The sequence below is a fragment of the Pseudomonas sp. HMSC076A11 genome (assembly GCF_001810205.1).
GTDB lineage: Bacteria > Pseudomonadota > Gammaproteobacteria > Pseudomonadales > Pseudomonadaceae > Pseudomonas > Pseudomonas aeruginosa.
The window spans coordinates 613,884-629,261 of sequence record NZ_KV800319.1 but is presented as its reverse complement, the minus strand read 5'-3'; the positions used below and the strand labels follow the sequence as shown (position 1 = coordinate 629,261).

The following is a 15,378-nucleotide window of genomic DNA, read 5'->3' as shown; positions in this document are numbered from 1 at the left end:
TCGCCGCCCCTGTATTACTTGCCGTGCGCGGTGGGCCAGCGGTATTCGAGCCAGTGCTCCATGCGCTGGCGCAACAAGCCGCTCTGCTCGGCGATGTGCAGCCACTGGTCGACGTAGCGCTTGAAGGCCTCGTCGCGCGGCAGCAGGTAGGCCTTCTCGGCGAAGTCGAAGGGTTGCTGCGGATGCACGGCGCAGAGTTCCGGGTGCAGACGCGACTGCAGGCGGGCCTCGATGGCGTCGGTCATCATCAGGTCGGCCTTGCCGTCGACGATCTGCTGGAAGATCGTCACGTTGTCCGGATGCACCAGGATCCGGGCCTTCTTCAGGTTCGCCCGGGCGAACTTCTCGTTGGTGCCGCCGGGGTTGACGATGGCCGTCACGCCCGGCTGGTCGATCTGCTCCAGGGTCTGGAAACGCGCTTCTTCGCTACAGAGGGTGATCGGCGTCTTGCCGTCGCGCAGGTAGGGAATCGAGAAATACGCCTGGCGCTGGCGCTCCAGGTTGATCGAGATGCCGCTCATGGCGATGTCGAAGCGGTCGTCGGCGAAATCGCGCATCAGGTTCGGCCAACTGGTCGGCACCACTACCAGCTTGGCCCCCAGGCTCTCGGCCAGGCGCTGCGCCATGTCCACGTCGAAACCGGCGTAACCGCCCTCTTCCGTGCGGTAGCTGAAGGGCTTGTAGTCGCCAGTGGTGGCGACGCGCAGCACGCCGCTTTCGAGGATGCGGTCGAGGCGGCTCTCCTGCGCCTGGAGGCTGGCGCTGGCCAGCAGCGCAAGGCAGGCCAGGGCCTGGACGAGATGGCGGAATGACTTCGGCATGGCGACTCCTCGGGATGGCGGACCGCAGAGAGACTACGCAAGTCGGCAGCCGCGGCCAAATCCCGGAATGCAGGGGAACGCCCGATGACGCCGGGGCGCGGGCCGAGCATGCGGCAGGAGAAGCGGAAAAAAGTGCGCGAAACGGCTGACGACCTCACACCGCCATCGACAGCGGTACGCCCTGCAGCCATTCCGGGTGGTAGCGCAGCAGCATCTCCAGGCCGCGCTCCTGGTAGGCCGGGAAGCTGATCGCGACCAGCGTCTCGCCCTTGACCTTCTGCGGCGGGCCGAGGCGCTGGAGGATCACGCCGTTGCGAACGAAATAGCGCTCCATGGCCGTGGTGGTCACCGCCACCACCGAACTGGCGCCCAGGTACCAGGCGCATTGCAGGCTGGACCAGAATATCTTCATCGCCAGTTGCGGATCGTCCGCCGCGCTGGCGGCGTAACGCGAAAGCTCCCAGACCGACGGATCGCTGGGCGGGGTTTCGCTGCACAGGTAGGCGAAGACTTCCTTGAGCAGGTAGGCGTCGGTCGTCGGCAACAGGCGGGCACAACCGCAGATACCCTGGCGGCCCATGGCGACGATGTAGCGGGTTTGCGGATGGTCGAACTGGTCGAACTCCTGGTCGCGGACCCTGGAGGTGGAGACCACATCCCAGCCCAGCTTCTCGATGAAGACCTGATGCCGGTAGCGTCCCAGCTCGGCGATCATGGCGGCGGAAAGCCCTTCCAGCGATTCAGAGAGCAATTCGATCATGACCAAGTCCCCGTGTCGTGCCGGCCGAGAAAAAAAGGCGGCATCCCTACCCTGATACTCCTGGGCCCTCTCAGTCGGAGGACATACCAGCACACACATGAGGGGGAAGACTAAAGGAGGATGAACGGCAGGCAACCTGCCAGATCTGGTAGGGCGCGCCAGCCGGCGCGCCCTAAGCATCAGATGAGGCCCAGCGCCGCGGCGTAGGCGGCAGCCAGCGTCTTGTTCGGCGCGTCGAACTTCTTCTGGATGTTCTTGTGGTGGAAGTTCACCGTGCTCTCGGAGATGCTCAGGATGATGGCGATTTCCCCGGAACTCTTGCCGTCGGCGGTCCATTGCAGGATCTCGCGCTCGCGATGGCTCAGGCAGACCGGGTTGGACATCAGCATCGGATGCTCCAGGTCGGTCAGCTTCTGGGTCAGCAACTCGATCATGCAACGCAGCCGCAGGCGTATTTCCTCGCGCTCGAAGCTGGAGATATTCTGCTGGTCGCGCGCCACGGAAAGCACGCTGAGCAAATTGTTCGGCGCGCGGATCGGCAAGGTCGCGCCGACACAGAGGCCCCAATCGCGAGCCTCGTTCCAGAGCATCCGGCTCTGGTCGAACAGGCTGTCGCTCCAAACCACCATTTCCGAGGAGCGCAGGCCGTTGAGGATCGCCGGATCCACGGCCCCGTAGTTCTGCATCTGGTATCGCTCCAGCCAGGCCTTGGGATAGGTGCCATGGACCTCGGTCTTCGGCCGGGTGAAGGGAATCGTATGGCGCACGCCATAGGCGTAGTAATCGAAGCCCAGGCGCCGCACTTCCTTTTCCAGGACGGCGAACACGCCCTGGCTGTCGTGGATCGGCTGCATCTCGCTACGCAAACCGTCCCACCACAGCAAAAAGCCTCCGTCATTCCTCATTGCAGTAAGCCCTGATCGATAAAATGCATCACAGCAGAATTGGCCCGGGGTATGACGCTGTCAAGCGCGCAGCCTTGCCGATACGGCAAAATCATGGCAACCCTATCTGTTATGCCAGCACCGTTCAGGACGCAGCCTTCAGCCATCGCGCATCCCCCTCCCTATGACAACGTTCGACCACCTGGGCCGCTTTACCGCAAGCGATACTGTGCGGTTGTGACAATTCCATGAAACGCCGACAGGCCGCCGCCATGGCCGGGTCCTCGAGCAAGCGCCACAGCGCCCCGCGCAACTCCTGCTCGCGCAATGGCACGCCCAGGCGCATCCCGCAGCCGAGCCGGACCAGCCGTTCGGCATTGTCGAACTGGTCGTGGGCGCAGGGCAGCAGCACCTGCGGCACCCCCGCCGCCAAGGCCAGGCTCATGGCGCCGATACCGCCCGGATGGACCAGCCCGGCGCACGATGGCAGCAAGGCTCCCAGTGGCGCGTAGGCGCGCTGCAGCACGTGATTCGGCAAGCCGCGCAGCGGTTCCTGGCCGGCGCCGGTGAGGAAGATCCCACGCGCGCCGAGGCGTTCCAGCGCGCGCAGGGCCATGGCGTAGAAGTCGCCCTGCAGGTGTTCGGTCGAGCCCTGGGTGAACACCAGCGGCCGGCTGCCCTGATCGAGAAAGCGTTGCAGTTCGTCGTCGAGCGGGGTCCCCGGGATACTGCCGTCGAACAGCGGGAAGCCGGTCATGTGCAGGGGTTGCGGCCAATCCTGCTGGGGCGGCGCGAACCAGGCCGGGAACAGGCAGACCACGCCCTGCGGCGAATGCATCCATTGGGTGAAGATGCGCTTCACCGGCGTCTCCAGGCCGACCTTGCGGCGCACCGCGTTGATCTCCGGCGCGCAGGTGCGATCCAGCTTGAAGCGCTCGATGCAGCGCCAGAGCAGCTTGCGCATCGCCAGCGGCATCTGCTCGGGCACGTTGAACTTGGGGTGTACCGGCGGCAGGTGCGCCGACAACAAGGTCGATGGCGAGACCTGCGCGGACAGGTAGGGAATCCCGTACTTCTCGTGAGCGATGCGTGCGCCCAGCGCCCAGAGCGAGCCGACCACCACGATGTCGTCATGGCGCTGCGCCGAGACGTACTCGTAGACCGGCTCGATCATCCCGGCGATGGCTTGCCAGAGCACGCCGAAGGACGTCTTGGGGTCCCACAGGCGCGGATCGCCCATGGTCCGGCGGTAGGTCAGTTCGTCGCTCAGCGGGACGAACGCGATGCCGTGCTGCTCCACCGCGTCGCGAAACACCGGGATGGTGCAGAGGCTCACGCGGTGCCCGCGCAATTTCAGGGTCCGGGCCAAGCCGATGAAGGGAAATACGTCGCCGGCCGAGCCGATGGCGATGAGGATGGCGTGCATGGGGCTACTCCGTGCGTTATGCAACCGCAAAGCCCGGCCAGGCCGGGTCTTCGCAGGTCAAGGGTTCAGGCGTAGCCGATGGCCATCTCGTGGAATCCCGCCGCGCGTTCCGCCCGCTGCGGCTCCGGTTGCTTCAGCAGGTGCTCGAGCAGGGCGCGGTGCACGCGTACCGCGGCCAGCTTGGACTCCAGGTCGAGGAAATGCCCGGTGCCCTCCACCCGCGAGAAACTGCAGTGCGGCAGGTAGTCGCGGAACTGGCGGGCGTCCTCGGCGGTGGTGTATTCGTCCCAGCTGCCGTTGATGAAATGCACGTGGCTCTGGATCCGCTCCAGGCAAGCCAGGTAGCCCCGATCGTTGAGCGCCAGCACCTGGTCGATGTGAAAGCGCGCCTGCTCGTATTCGCCGGTGGCCAGCGAAGCCATGTGCTGATGGTTGCTGGCTTTCAGGCGCGGCGGCAGGTATTTGCCGACGGTCTCGTTGAGCAGATGGCCGATCGCCGACTTGTCGTCCAGCTCGATCAGCGCCTGCGCCCGCCCGACGTAGTCGAGCATCGCCTGGTTCAGTCCAGGGGCGAATGCCATCACCACCGAGCTGCGGATGCCGCGCGGATTGCGCGACAGCGCCAGCAGCGTGGAGATACCGCCCCACGACGCGGAGACCAGGTGATTGACCTCGAAGCGCTCGATCAGCGCCAGGAGGATTTCCACCTCGTCGTCCTTGGTGATCAACCCGCGCTGCGGGTTGTGCTGACGCGACTGCCCGGCGAAGGGCAGGTCGAACAGCACCACGTTGAAATGTTCGGCCAGGCACTTGCAGGTCCGGGCGAACGAGGCGGTGGTCGCCATCGCGCCGTTGACCAGCATCACCGTGCTGCGCCCGGGATCCTGCCCAACGCGCTCGACATGTACCCGCAGGCCCTTGCAAACCGATACCAACAGACTTTCGCGCCGCATTTCACACCTCCCAAAAATTTTCGAACAGGCAAACAGCTATCGCTGCCACGGGTATCCCGGCATTACGTAGAGTTCGTTCTTATTGTTCGAACGGCAGACAAGTAACTCAGCGGCCATCCGCGCGGACCAGCCACGGCGGATGCGTACCCCTTCAGGCGAGGGGCTTGTGTGGGTCTTGCAGATCGGCCTGCGCAAACGATTGGCGTCCGTGTTCACGCGTAGCCGATGAACACTTTTTAGCCAATTCGAAAGCTAACGGTAACTGCCAGATTTCACAGGACGGGCGGCCGCCTGCGCATAAGCCCCTGCCCGCCCGCGATAAGGCGTGCCAGAGCGGCCGGCGGGGAACAGCGAGGGGTTGGCGGAAAAGGCATGAAAAAACCGGGCGCCAGGCCCGGTTTCCGGTGTCGAAACGCTCTGGCGTCAGGCTTTTGGCAGGGTCACGCCGCGCTGGCCCTGGTATTTGCCGCCACGGTCCTTATAGGACACTTCGCAGGCCTCGTCGGATTGCAGGAAGAGCATCTGCGCCACGCCTTCATTGGCGTAGATCTTCGCCGGCAGGTTGGTGGTATTGGAGAACTCGAGGGTCACATGGCCTTCCCACTCCGGCTCCAGCGGGGTGACGTTGACGATGATGCCGCAACGCGCGTAGGTGCTCTTGCCCAGGCAGATGGTCAGGACGTCGCGCGGGATGCGGAAGTACTCGACGGTGCGCGCCAGGGCGAAGGAGTTCGGCGGGATGATGCAGACGTCGCTGTTGATGTCGACGAAGCTTTTCTCGTCGAAGTTCTTCGGATCGACCACCGCCGAATGGATGTTGGTGAACACCTTGAATTCGGCGGCGCAGCGCACGTCGTAGCCGTAGCTGGACACCCCGTAGGAAATCACCCGGCTGTCGTCCGCGCCGCGCACCTGGCGCTCGACGAACGGCTCGATCATGCCGTGCTCCTGAGCCATGCGGCGAATCCACTTGTCCGATTTGATGGTCATGGAGGGTGTCCTGTCGAAAGCTGCGAAAAATGATCGCGAATCTTACCGGGGCCGCCGCCCCAGGGCAAAGGCAGCCGTCGCCGACGGCTGCCCGATCGCCTCAGTCGTCGCTGATGCTGATGTTCGGCAGGCCGACGCTGGCCCGCTCGCTGAGAACGATGCGCGCGCCGACATGGCGGGCGATTTCCTGGTAGAGCATCGCCAGTTGGCTTTCCGGGTCGGCGATCACCGTCGGCCGGCCGCTGTCGGCCTGGGTGCGGATGGCGATCGACAGCGGCATGGACGCCAGCAGCTCGACGCCGAACTGCGCCGCCAGCTTCTCGCCGCCGCCCTCGCCGAACAGGTGCTCGGCATGGCCGCAGTTGGAGCAGATATGCACCGCCATGTTCTCCACCACGCCGAGCACCGGGATGTTCACCTTGCGGAACATCTCCACGCCCTTCTTCGCGTCGAGCAGCGCCAGGTCCTGCGGGGTGGTGACGATCACCGCGCCGGCCACCGGCACCTTCTGCGCCAGGGTCAGCTGGATGTCGCCGGTGCCCGGCGGCATGTCCACCACCAGGTAGTCGAGGTTGTCCCAGGCGGTCTGGGTGATCAGTTGGATCAGGGCACCGGAGACCATCGGCCCGCGCCAGACCACCGGAGTGCTGTCGTCGGTGAGGAAGGCCATCGACATCACCTGCACCCCGTGCGCCTCCAGGGGCTCGAACCACTTCTGCTCACGGACCTTCGGCCGGGTGCCTTCCGGCAGGCCGAACATGATGCCCTGGCTGGGTCCGTAGATGTCCGCGTCGAGGATGCCCACCCGCGCACCCTCGCGGGCCAAGGCCAGGGCCAGGTTGGCGGCGGTGGTGGACTTGCCGACGCCGCCCTTGCCGGAAGCCACCGCGACGATGTTCTTCACGTTGCCCATCACCTCGACCTGCGGCTGTGCCTTGTGCGGCTGGATCACGCAGTCGACCCGGACCTCGGCGCGAGCGACGCCGTCGAGCGCCTCCAGGGCCATTTGCAGGGTTTGCGCCAGGCCGTTTCTGAACAGCCCGGCGGCGTACCCCAGTTCCAGGCGCACCCGCACGCGGTCGCCCTGGATCTCCACCTCGCGCAGGCAGCCGGCGCTGACGGGGTCCTGGTTCAGATAGGGGTCCTGGTACTGGCGGAGGGTGGCTTCCACCGTTTGGCGAGTGATAGCGGACATGGGGGATTTCCTGAGGGTTAAGCGGGGAATCGATGCCGGTCATCCTACCCGAGTGGCGCGCGGATGAAAAAAAACCGCCGCTTCTTTATAGTGACCGATCCGTTTAGCTCTCAGCCGATAAGCCGAACCCATGTCCGAACCACGCAAGATCCTCGTTACCAGCGCCCTCCCCTACGCCAACGGTTCCATTCACCTGGGACACATGCTGGAGTACATCCAGACGGACATGTGGGTGCGCTTCCAGAAGATGCGTGGCAACCAGGCCGTCTACGTCTGCGCCGACGACGCCCACGGTTCGGCGATCATGCTCCGCGCCGAGCGCGAGGGCATCACCTCCGAGCAACTGATCGACGCCGTGCGCGCCGAGCACATGGGCGACTTCGCCGACTTCCTGATGGACTTCGACAACTACCACTCGACCCACTCGGAAGAGAACCGCGAGCTGTCCAGCGCGATCTACCTGAAACTGCGCGACGCCGGGCACATCGACACCCGCCCGGTGACCCAGTACTTCGACCCGGAAAAGCAGATGTTCCTCGCCGACCGCTTCATCAAGGGCACCTGCCCGAAGTGCGGCACCGCCGACCAGTACGGCGACAACTGCGAGGCCTGCGGCGCGACCTACGCCCCGACCGAACTGAAGGACCCGAAATCGGCGATCTCCGGCGCCACCCCGGTGCTCAAGGAATCGCTGCACTACTTCTTCAAACTGCCGGACTTCGAGGCCATGCTCAAGCAATGGACCCGCAGCGGCGCCCTTCAGGAGTCGGTGGCCAACAAGCTCGCCGAATGGCTGGACAGCGGCCTCCAGCAGTGGGACATCTCGCGTGACGCGCCGTACTTCGGCTTCGAGATTCCCGACGCTCCCGGCAAGTACTTCTACGTCTGGCTGGACGCGCCGATCGGCTACATGGCCAGCTTCAAGAACCTCTGCGCGCGGCGTCCCGAGCTGGACTTCGACGCGTTCTGGGGCAAGGACTCCAGTGCCGAGCTGTACCACTTCATCGGCAAGGACATCGTCAACTTCCACGCGCTGTTCTGGCCGGCCATGCTCGAAGGCGCCGGCTACCGCAAGCCCACCGCGCTGAACGTGCACGGCTATCTGACCGTGAACGGCCAGAAGATGTCCAAGTCGCGCGGCACCTTCGTCAAGGCGCGCACCTACCTCGACCACCTGGACCCGGAATACCTGCGCTACTACTACGCGTCCAAGCTCGGCCGCGGCGTCGAGGACCTCGACCTGAACCTCGAGGACTTCGTGCAGAAGGTCAACTCCGACCTGGTCGGCAAGGTCGTCAACATCGCCAGCCGCTGCGCCGGCTTCATCCACAAGGGCAACGCCGGCGTGCTGGTCGGCGCCGATCCGGCGCCGGAGCTGCTCGCCGCCTTCCGCGAGGCCGCCCCGGGCATCGCCGAGGCCTATGAGGCCCGCGACTTCAATCGCGCCATGCGCGAGATCATGGCCCTCGCCGACCGCGCCAACGCCTGGATCGCCGAACAGGCGCCCTGGGCGCTGGCCAAGCAGGAAGGCCAGCAGGACAAGGTCCAGGCCGTCTGCGGCCTGGGCATCAACCTGTTCCGCCAGTTGGTGATCTTCCTCAAGCCGGTGCTGCCGAAGCTGGCCGCCGCCGCCGAAGCCTTCCTCAACGTCGCCCCGCTGACCTGGGCCGACCACCAGACCCTGCTGGCCAACCACCAGTTGAACCCGTTCCAGCCCCTGATGACCCGTATCGAGCCCGCGAAAGTAGAAGCCATGATCGAAGCCTCCAAGGAAGACCTCGCCGCCGCATCCCAACCCGCCGGCAATGGCGAGCTGGTCAAGGAACCCATCGCCGCGGAGATCGACTTCGACGCTTTCGCCGCGGTCGACCTGCGCATCGCCCTGATCGAGAAGTGCGAATTCGTCGAAGGCGCCGACAAGCTGCTGCGCCTGTCGCTGGACATCGGCGACGCGAAGCGTAACGTGTTCTCCGGGATCAAGAGCGCATATCCCGACCCGAGTGCCCTGGAAGGCCGCCTGACGCTCTATGTGGCCAACCTGGCGCCGCGCAAGATGAAGTTCGGGGTGTCCGAGGGCATGGTCCTGGCCGCCGGCCCGGGTGGCGAGGAGATCTACCTGCTGAGTCCGGACAGCGGCGCCAAGCCGGGCCAGCGCGTCAAGTAACGCAGACCACGAAGCCACGGAGGGCTCGATAGAATGAACGCATGGAAGCTTGCCGCCGGCGTCCTGCTGGCGGCGCTCTACGGATGCTCCGCCGAACACGCCGAAAGCGTCTCCGGCAATGCCGGTTTCCAGGGCGAGACGGGCAAACCCGGCACCGCCCTCGCCTACGAACACCGCGTCGGCATCCGCCTTCCCGCCGCGCGTATCGACGCGCAACTCGCCGCCAGCCGCGACGCCTGCAACAGCGAGCGCTTCGGCCAGTGCGACGTGCTCGCCATCGAACAACGCGGCGGTATCGGCCATTACGCCGAACTCACCGTGCGCATCGTCCCGGACGGCGTGGAGAAGCTGGTCGCGGCCGCTGCCGAGGGCGGCACGCTGGAAAGCCGGCAGACCCGCGCCGAGGACCTGGCCCAGGCGGTCGCCGACACCCGCCAGCAACGCGAGCGCCTGCAACGCGAGTACCAGACCCTGCAGCAATACCAGGGGCGCAAGGACATGAGCGTCGGCGACCTGCTGGCCCTGGCCAAGGAAATCGCCGCGGTGGAAGCCCAACTGGCCGACAACGCCCAGGCCGGCGCCCAGCAGCAGCGGCGCATCGCTACCAACCTGCTGACCCTGAGCTTCAGCAGCGAGGCGCAGCCGGACAGCCGCCTCGGCCAGCTCGCCACGGCCGCCGGGCAACTGCTCGACGACCTTGTCGATGGCACCATCGCCGCAATGAAGTTCTTCGCCTACAGCCTGCCGTTCCTCGTCGTGCTGCTGCCGCTGGGCCTGTTGCTGCGCGGCCTGTGGCGCTGGTTGCGGCGGCCCGGCAAGAACGAGGCGCGCTGAGCCCAGGCATACGGGCGGACCGGGAGGGTCCGCTCTTTCGCCCAGGACCGCCTGACGGGCCTGGCAACTCACAAGGAGGAAGACCGATGACCGCCACCAGCGACCTGATCGAGTCACTGATTTCCTATAGCTGGGACGACTGGCAGGTGACCCGCCAGGAAGCCCGCCGGGTGATCGCCGCGATCCGCAACGACAACGTGCCCGATGCGACCATCGCCGCACTCGACAAGAGCGGCTCGCTGATCAAGCTGTTCCAGCGGGTGGGCCCGCCGGAACTGGCGCGCTCGCTGATCGCCAGCATCGCCGGGCGCACCACCATGCAGCGCTACCAGGCACGCAATGCCTTGATCCGCAGCCTGATCAACAATCCCCTGGGCACCCAGACCGACAACTGGATCTACTTCCCCACCATCACCTTCTTCGACATCTGCGCCGACCTCGCCGACGCCGCTGGCCGCCTGGGCTTCGCCGCGGCCGGCGCCACCGGGGTGGCCAGCCAGGCGATCCAGGGTCCGTTCAGCGGGGTCGGCGCCACCGGCGTCAATCCGACCGACCTGCCGTCCATTGCCTTCGGCGACCAGCTCAAGCTGCTCAACAAGGACCCGGCGACCGTCACCAAGTACAGCAACCCGCTCGGCGACCTGGGCGCCTACCTGAGCCAGCTTTCGCCGCAAGACAAGCTGAACCAGGCACAGACGCTGGTCGGCCAGCCGATCAGCACGCTGTTCCCCGACGCCTATCCGGGCAACCCGCCGTCGCGGGCCAAGGTCATGTCCGCGGCCGCGCGCAAGTACGACCTGACGCCGCAACTGATCGGCGCGATCATCCTCGCCGAGCAGCGTGACCAGACCCGCGACGAAGACGCCAAGGACTATCAGGCGGCAGTCAGCATCAAGAGCGCCAACACCTCCATCGGCCTCGGCCAGGTGGTGGTCTCCACCGCGATCAAGTACGAGCTGTTCACCGACCTGCTCGGCCAGCCGGTGCGCCGCGGTCTGTCGCGCAAGGCGGTCGCCACCCTGCTGGCTTCCGACGAATTCAACATCTTCGCCACCGCCCGTTACATCCGCTACGTCGCCAACCTCGCGTCGCAACAGGACCTGCGCAAGCTGCCGAAGACCCGCGGCGCATTTCCCTCCATCGATCTCCGCGCCTACGCCGGCAATCCGCGCAACTGGCCGCGGGACAATGTCCGCGCGCTGGCCTCGGAATACACCTCGCGGCCCTGGGACGACAACCTGTCGCCGGGCTGGCCGATGTTCGTCGACGATGCCTACGCCACCTTCCTCGACCCCGGAATGAGGTTCCCATGAAGACAGTCGCCCTGATTCTCGCCAGCCTCGCCCTGCTGGCCTGCACCGCGGAGTCCGGGGTGGACTTCGACAAGACCCTGACCCACCCGAACGGCCTGGTGGTGGAGCGCCCCGTTGGCTTCGACGCGCGGCGCAGCGCCGAGGGCTTCCGCTTCGACGAAGGCGGCAAGCTGCGCAACCCACGCCAACTGGAGGTCCAGCGCCAGGACGCGCCGCCCCCGCCCGACCTGGCGAGCAGGCGCCTGGGCGACGGCGAGGCGCGCTACAAGGTAGAGGAAGACGACGGCGGCTCCGCAGGCAGCGAATACCGCCTGTGGGCAGCCAAGCCGGCGGGCGCGCGGTGGATCGTGGTCAGCGCCAGCGAGCAGAGCGAGGATGGCGAACCGACCTTCGCCCTGGCCTGGGCGCTGCTGGAGCGGGCCAGGTTGCAGTGAGCGCGACCCCGGGAGACGCAACGGCAGTCCGTCTCCCGGTCTTTCGTACGTGTTTGCGCTAGCCTTGCAGGGCAATCCCACCCGATAATAGGGGATTTCCCCGACGGCCCCGGCCCTGCAACGAATGCTTCGCGTATGACTGAACTCGCCCTGATCCTGGTCAGTGCCATCCTGGTCAACAACTTTGTCCTGGTGCAGTTCCTCGGCCTGTGCCCGTTCATGGGCGTGTCGCGGAAGATCGAGACGGCCATCGGCCTGTCCCTCGCCACCACCTTCGTCCTGACCCTGGCGGCGATGTGCAGCCATATCCTGCAACGCTACGTGCTGCGCCCGCTGGACCTGGAGTACCTGCGCACCATCGGCTTCATCCTGGTGATCGCGGTGGTGGTGCAGTTCACCGAGATGCTGGTGAAGAAGACCAGCCCGCTGCTGTACCGGGTGCTCGGCATCTTCCTGCCGCTGATCACCACCAATTGCATCGTCCTCGGCGTCGCCCTGCTCAACGCCAACAAGGCTGAATACGGCTTCCTCCAGGCCACTACCCAGGGCTTCGGCGCCGGGCTGGGCTTTTCCCTGGTGCTGGTGCTGTTCGCCGCCCTGCGCGAGCGCATCGCCATCGCCGACGTGCCGGCGCCGTTCCGCGGCGCGGCCATCGGCATGATCACCGCCGGCCTGATGTCGCTGGCGTTCATGGGCTTCAGCGGGTTGGTCCGGCCATGAACGGCGTGTTCCTGGCGATCGGCGCGCTGCTGCCGATCTGCCTGGCCGGCGGTGCGCTGCTCGGCTATGCGGCGGTGCGCTTCCGCGTCCAGGGCGATCCGGTCGCCGAGCAGGTCAACGCCCTGTTGCCGCAGACCCAGTGCGGCCAGTGTGGCTACCCCGGCTGCAAGCCCTACGCCGAGGCGATCGCCGCCGGCGACAAGATCAACAAGTGCCCGCCGGGCGGCGAAGCGACCATCCGCGCCCTCGCCGACCTGCTCGACCTGGAGCCCGAGCCGCTCGACGCCGCCGAGGAAACCCCGCCGCGGGTAGCCTACATCCGCGAGGCCGAATGCATCGGCTGCACCAAGTGCATCCAGGCCTGCCCGGTGGACGCCATCGTCGGCGCCGCACGGTTGATGCACACGGTGATCGCCGACGAATGCACCGGTTGCGACCTGTGCCTGGAGCCCTGTCCGGTGGACTGCATCGAGATGCGCGAGATACCGGACGACGTGCGCCACTGGAAATGGCCGCAGCCGTCGCCGCGACTGATCGCCAGCGACCGGGAGCGAGCGGCATGAGCGCCCTGCACGCCTTCCCCGGCGGCCTCTGCCTGCCGGCCAACAAGGAGCGCTCCACCGCCCTGCCGATCCAGCAGGCGCCGCTGGCGCAGCGCTACATCGTGCCGCTCGGCCAGCACATCGGCGCGCCGGCGCGGCCTTGCGTGGAAGTCGGCCAGGCCGTACTCAAGGGCCAGACCATCGCCCTCCCGGACGGCACCGTCAGCGCCGCGCTGCATGCCCCGACCTCGGGTACCGTGGTGGCGATCGGCGCACACCCCTATCCGCATGCCTCCGGTCTTCCCGCGCCGGCCATCGTCATCGCCAGCGACGGCCTGGAGCGCTGGACCGAGCTGCATCCCTGCCCGGACTTCCGCGCCGAAAGCCCGCTGGCGTTGCTCGAACGCATCCGCGCGGCCGGCATCGGCGGTCTCGGCGGCGCCGGCTTCCCCACCGCGGCCAAGCTCGCCGCGCGCCCGGCGGAAAAGATCCATACGCTGGTGGTGAACGGCGCCGAATGCGAGCCCTACATCAGCGCCGACGACCTGCTCATGCGCGAGCGCGCCACGCAGGTGCTGGGCGGCATCGATATCCTGGTGCAGATCCTGCGCCCCGAAGAGGTGCTGGTCGGCATCGAGGACGACAAGCCGGAAGCCATCGCCGCCCTCAGCGCCGCCCTCGGTGAACGGCCCTATCGCATCGTCGCCCTGCCGACCCGCTATCCCTCGGGCGGCGAGCGCCAGTTGATCCAGTTGCTCACCGGCAGGGAAGTCCCCGCGGACGGCCTGCCGGCGGACATCGGCATCCTGTGCCAGAACGTCGGCACCCTGGCCGCCGTGCACGATGCCGTCGTCCTCGGTCGGCCGCTGATCTCGCGGATCACCACCCTCGCCGGCGGCGCCCTGGAGCGGCCGATGAACGTCGAGGCGCTGATCGGCACGCCGGTGCACGAGCTGCTGGCGTTCGCCGGCCTCGCCGAGGGACGCCTGGAACGCGTGCTGATGGGCGGGCCGATGATGGGCTTCGCCCTGCCCGATCTCTCGGTGCCGCTGATCAAGACCTGCAACTGCCTGCTCGCCGGCGATGCCACGGAGCTGCCGGAACCAGTGCCGGCCATGCCCTGTATCCGCTGCGGCGACTGCGCCCAGGTCTGCCCCGTCAGCCTGCTGCCACAACAACTGCATTTCTTCGCCCTGGGCGACGAGCACGAGCAATTGCTCGCCCACAACCTGTTCGATTGCATCGAATGCGGCGCCTGCGCCTACGTCTGCCCGTCGAGCATTCCCCTGGTGCAGTACTACCGCGCGTCCAAGGCGGAGATCCGCGAGCAGCGGCAGAAGTTGCTGAAGGCCGAACAATCCCGTGAGCGTTTCGAGCAACGCCAGGCTCGCCTGCGCCGCGACGAGGAGCGCCGGGCCGCAGAACGCGCCCAACGCGCCGAGAAGGCCGCGCGGGCGCGCGCCGCCCAGGCCGAGCGCGAGGAAGCCGCCCCCGCCACGGCGGTCGACCCGGTGCAGGCGGCGATCGAGCGGGCCAGGGCGCGCAAGCAGGCCGGTAGCGGCAGCGAACGACTGAAACGGCTGAAGATCGAAGCGAGCATGGCGCGGGTGGCCCTGAAGAAGGCCGAGAAACAGTTGCTCAGCCACGACACCCCGGAACAGCATGGCCTGGTCGCGGAACTGCGCGCCGCCGCCGAGGCCGCCGACAAGGCCCTGGCCGATGCCGAAGCCAGCCTGCCGCGCGACCTACCCAGCGCACCGCCTGCCGCGCTCGACGACGAAGCCGAACTGAAGAAGGCCAAGGCCCAGGCCGCCATGGCCCGCGCCCAGCTCAAGCGCTCGGAAAAGGCCTTCGGCGAAGCGCCCGGCGCCGAGCAGCGGGCGACCCTCGACGAACTGCGCGCCGAGGTCGAGCGTTGCGAAGCCACCCTGGCCCGCCTCGAGCGTCACGCGCCGAAGCCCGCGGCGCCCGGCGACGACGGCCAGGCGGCGCTGAAGCGGGCGAAGATCGCTCTGGTCGGCAAGCGCGCGGCCTTGAAGAAGGCCGAGCAGGCCGGGGTGATGGACAGCGAGCTGGAACGCCTGCGCGGCGAGCTGCAAGCCGCCGAGCGCGACCTGCATGCCGCCGAGGACGCCTGCGGCAAGCCGGCGCCGGAGCTGGTGCGGATCGACAAGCGCCCGGTCGACCCGCGCACCCGCGAGCTGAAGACCGAGCTGGCCTACGCCCGCGCCGCCCTGAAGAAGCTCGAACGCCTGGCGAACGCCGACGCCGCCGCACTCGCCGCCGCCCGCACGCGCCTGAGCGCCGCCGAGCGCGCCCTGACCGAACACGGCACGGAGTGA

General features: G+C 67.0%; 14 protein-coding genes. 7 read left to right on the top strand and 7 right to left on the bottom strand.

Translation table 11 applies throughout. The features are described from left to right. Positions 1–14: 14 nt before the first annotated feature. The 7 genes from pheC to apbC form a co-directional block, all read right to left on the bottom strand. The gene (pheC, locus tag HMPREF2716_RS27290) at positions 15–821 is read right to left on the bottom strand and encodes a cyclohexadienyl dehydratase (RefSeq protein WP_003092003.1); all 807 of its coding nucleotides are present in this window, start codon (positions 819–821) and stop codon (positions 15–17) included. Positions 822–975: 154 nt separating this feature from the next. After that, on the bottom strand, positions 976–1,581 hold the full coding sequence (gene rhlI, locus HMPREF2716_RS27285) for an acyl-homoserine-lactone synthase RhlI (protein ID WP_003111059.1): 606 nt from the start codon (positions 1,579–1,581) through the stop codon (positions 976–978). 179 nt (positions 1,582–1,760) lie between these two features. Continuing rightward, positions 1,761–2,486, bottom strand: a complete 726-nt coding sequence (gene rhlR, locus HMPREF2716_RS27280; RefSeq protein ID WP_003119559.1) for a quorum sensing system transcriptional regulator RhlR — start codon at positions 2,484–2,486, stop codon at positions 1,761–1,763. Between the two features lie 124 nt (positions 2,487–2,610). Next, on the bottom strand, positions 2,611–3,891 hold the full coding sequence (locus HMPREF2716_RS27275) for a glycosyltransferase (protein ID WP_003092007.1): 1,281 nt from the start codon (positions 3,889–3,891) through the stop codon (positions 2,611–2,613). Positions 3,892–3,956: 65 nt separating this feature from the next. Further along, positions 3,957–4,844 (bottom strand): 3-(3-hydroxydecanoyloxy)decanoate synthase, encoded by an 888-nt coding sequence (gene rhlA, locus HMPREF2716_RS27270; RefSeq protein ID WP_003092013.1) that lies wholly within the window; start codon positions 4,842–4,844, stop codon positions 3,957–3,959. Positions 4,845–5,267: 423 nt separating this feature from the next. Beyond that, entirely contained in the window at positions 5,268–5,834 is a 567-nt protein-coding gene (dcd, locus tag HMPREF2716_RS27265; RefSeq protein ID WP_003092017.1) for a dCTP deaminase, read from the bottom strand. A 100-nt stretch (positions 5,835–5,934) separates the two neighbouring features. Next, entirely contained in the window at positions 5,935–7,029 is a 1,095-nt protein-coding gene (gene apbC, locus HMPREF2716_RS27260; protein ID WP_003092020.1) for an iron-sulfur cluster carrier protein ApbC, read from the bottom strand. A 130-nt stretch (positions 7,030–7,159) separates the two neighbouring features. Between apbC and metG the strand changes: the two genes are divergently transcribed. From metG to rsxC, 7 genes are all read left to right on the top strand, one after another. After that, the gene (gene metG, locus HMPREF2716_RS27255; RefSeq protein ID WP_043493329.1) at positions 7,160–9,193 is read left to right on the top strand and encodes a methionine--tRNA ligase; all 2,034 of its coding nucleotides are present in this window, start codon (positions 7,160–7,162) and stop codon (positions 9,191–9,193) included. A 33-nt stretch (positions 9,194–9,226) separates the two neighbouring features. Further along, positions 9,227–10,027: a DUF4349 domain-containing protein gene (locus HMPREF2716_RS27250; RefSeq protein WP_003117530.1), complete on the top strand. Its 801-nt coding sequence runs from the start codon at positions 9,227–9,229 to the stop codon at positions 10,025–10,027. A gap of 86 nt (positions 10,028–10,113) precedes the next feature. Then, complete coding sequence (tse3, locus tag HMPREF2716_RS27245; protein ID WP_003092026.1) at positions 10,114–11,340, top strand: type VI secretion system effector muramidase Tse3; 1,227 nt, start codon at positions 10,114–10,116, stop codon at positions 11,338–11,340. Further along, the gene (gene tsi3 / locus HMPREF2716_RS27240; RefSeq protein WP_003113900.1) at positions 11,337–11,774 is read left to right on the top strand and encodes a T6SS effector muramidase immunity protein Tsi3; all 438 of its coding nucleotides are present in this window, start codon (positions 11,337–11,339) and stop codon (positions 11,772–11,774) included. Before tse3 ends, tsi3 begins: the two co-directional genes overlap by 4 nt. Positions 11,775–11,909: 135 nt before the next feature. Continuing rightward, positions 11,910–12,494 (top strand): electron transport complex subunit RsxA, encoded by a 585-nt coding sequence (gene rsxA, locus HMPREF2716_RS27235; protein WP_003092041.1) that lies wholly within the window; start codon positions 11,910–11,912, stop codon positions 12,492–12,494. After that, a complete protein-coding gene (rsxB, locus tag HMPREF2716_RS27230) occupies positions 12,491–13,057 on the top strand; it encodes an electron transport complex subunit RsxB (protein WP_003103780.1) in 567 nt (188 codons plus the stop codon). The genes rsxA and rsxB overlap by 4 nt, the downstream gene beginning before the upstream one ends. Beyond that, positions 13,054–15,378, top strand: a complete 2,325-nt coding sequence (rsxC, locus tag HMPREF2716_RS27225) for an electron transport complex subunit RsxC (RefSeq protein ID WP_023517868.1) — start codon at positions 13,054–13,056, stop codon at positions 15,376–15,378. The genes rsxB and rsxC overlap by 4 nt, the downstream gene beginning before the upstream one ends.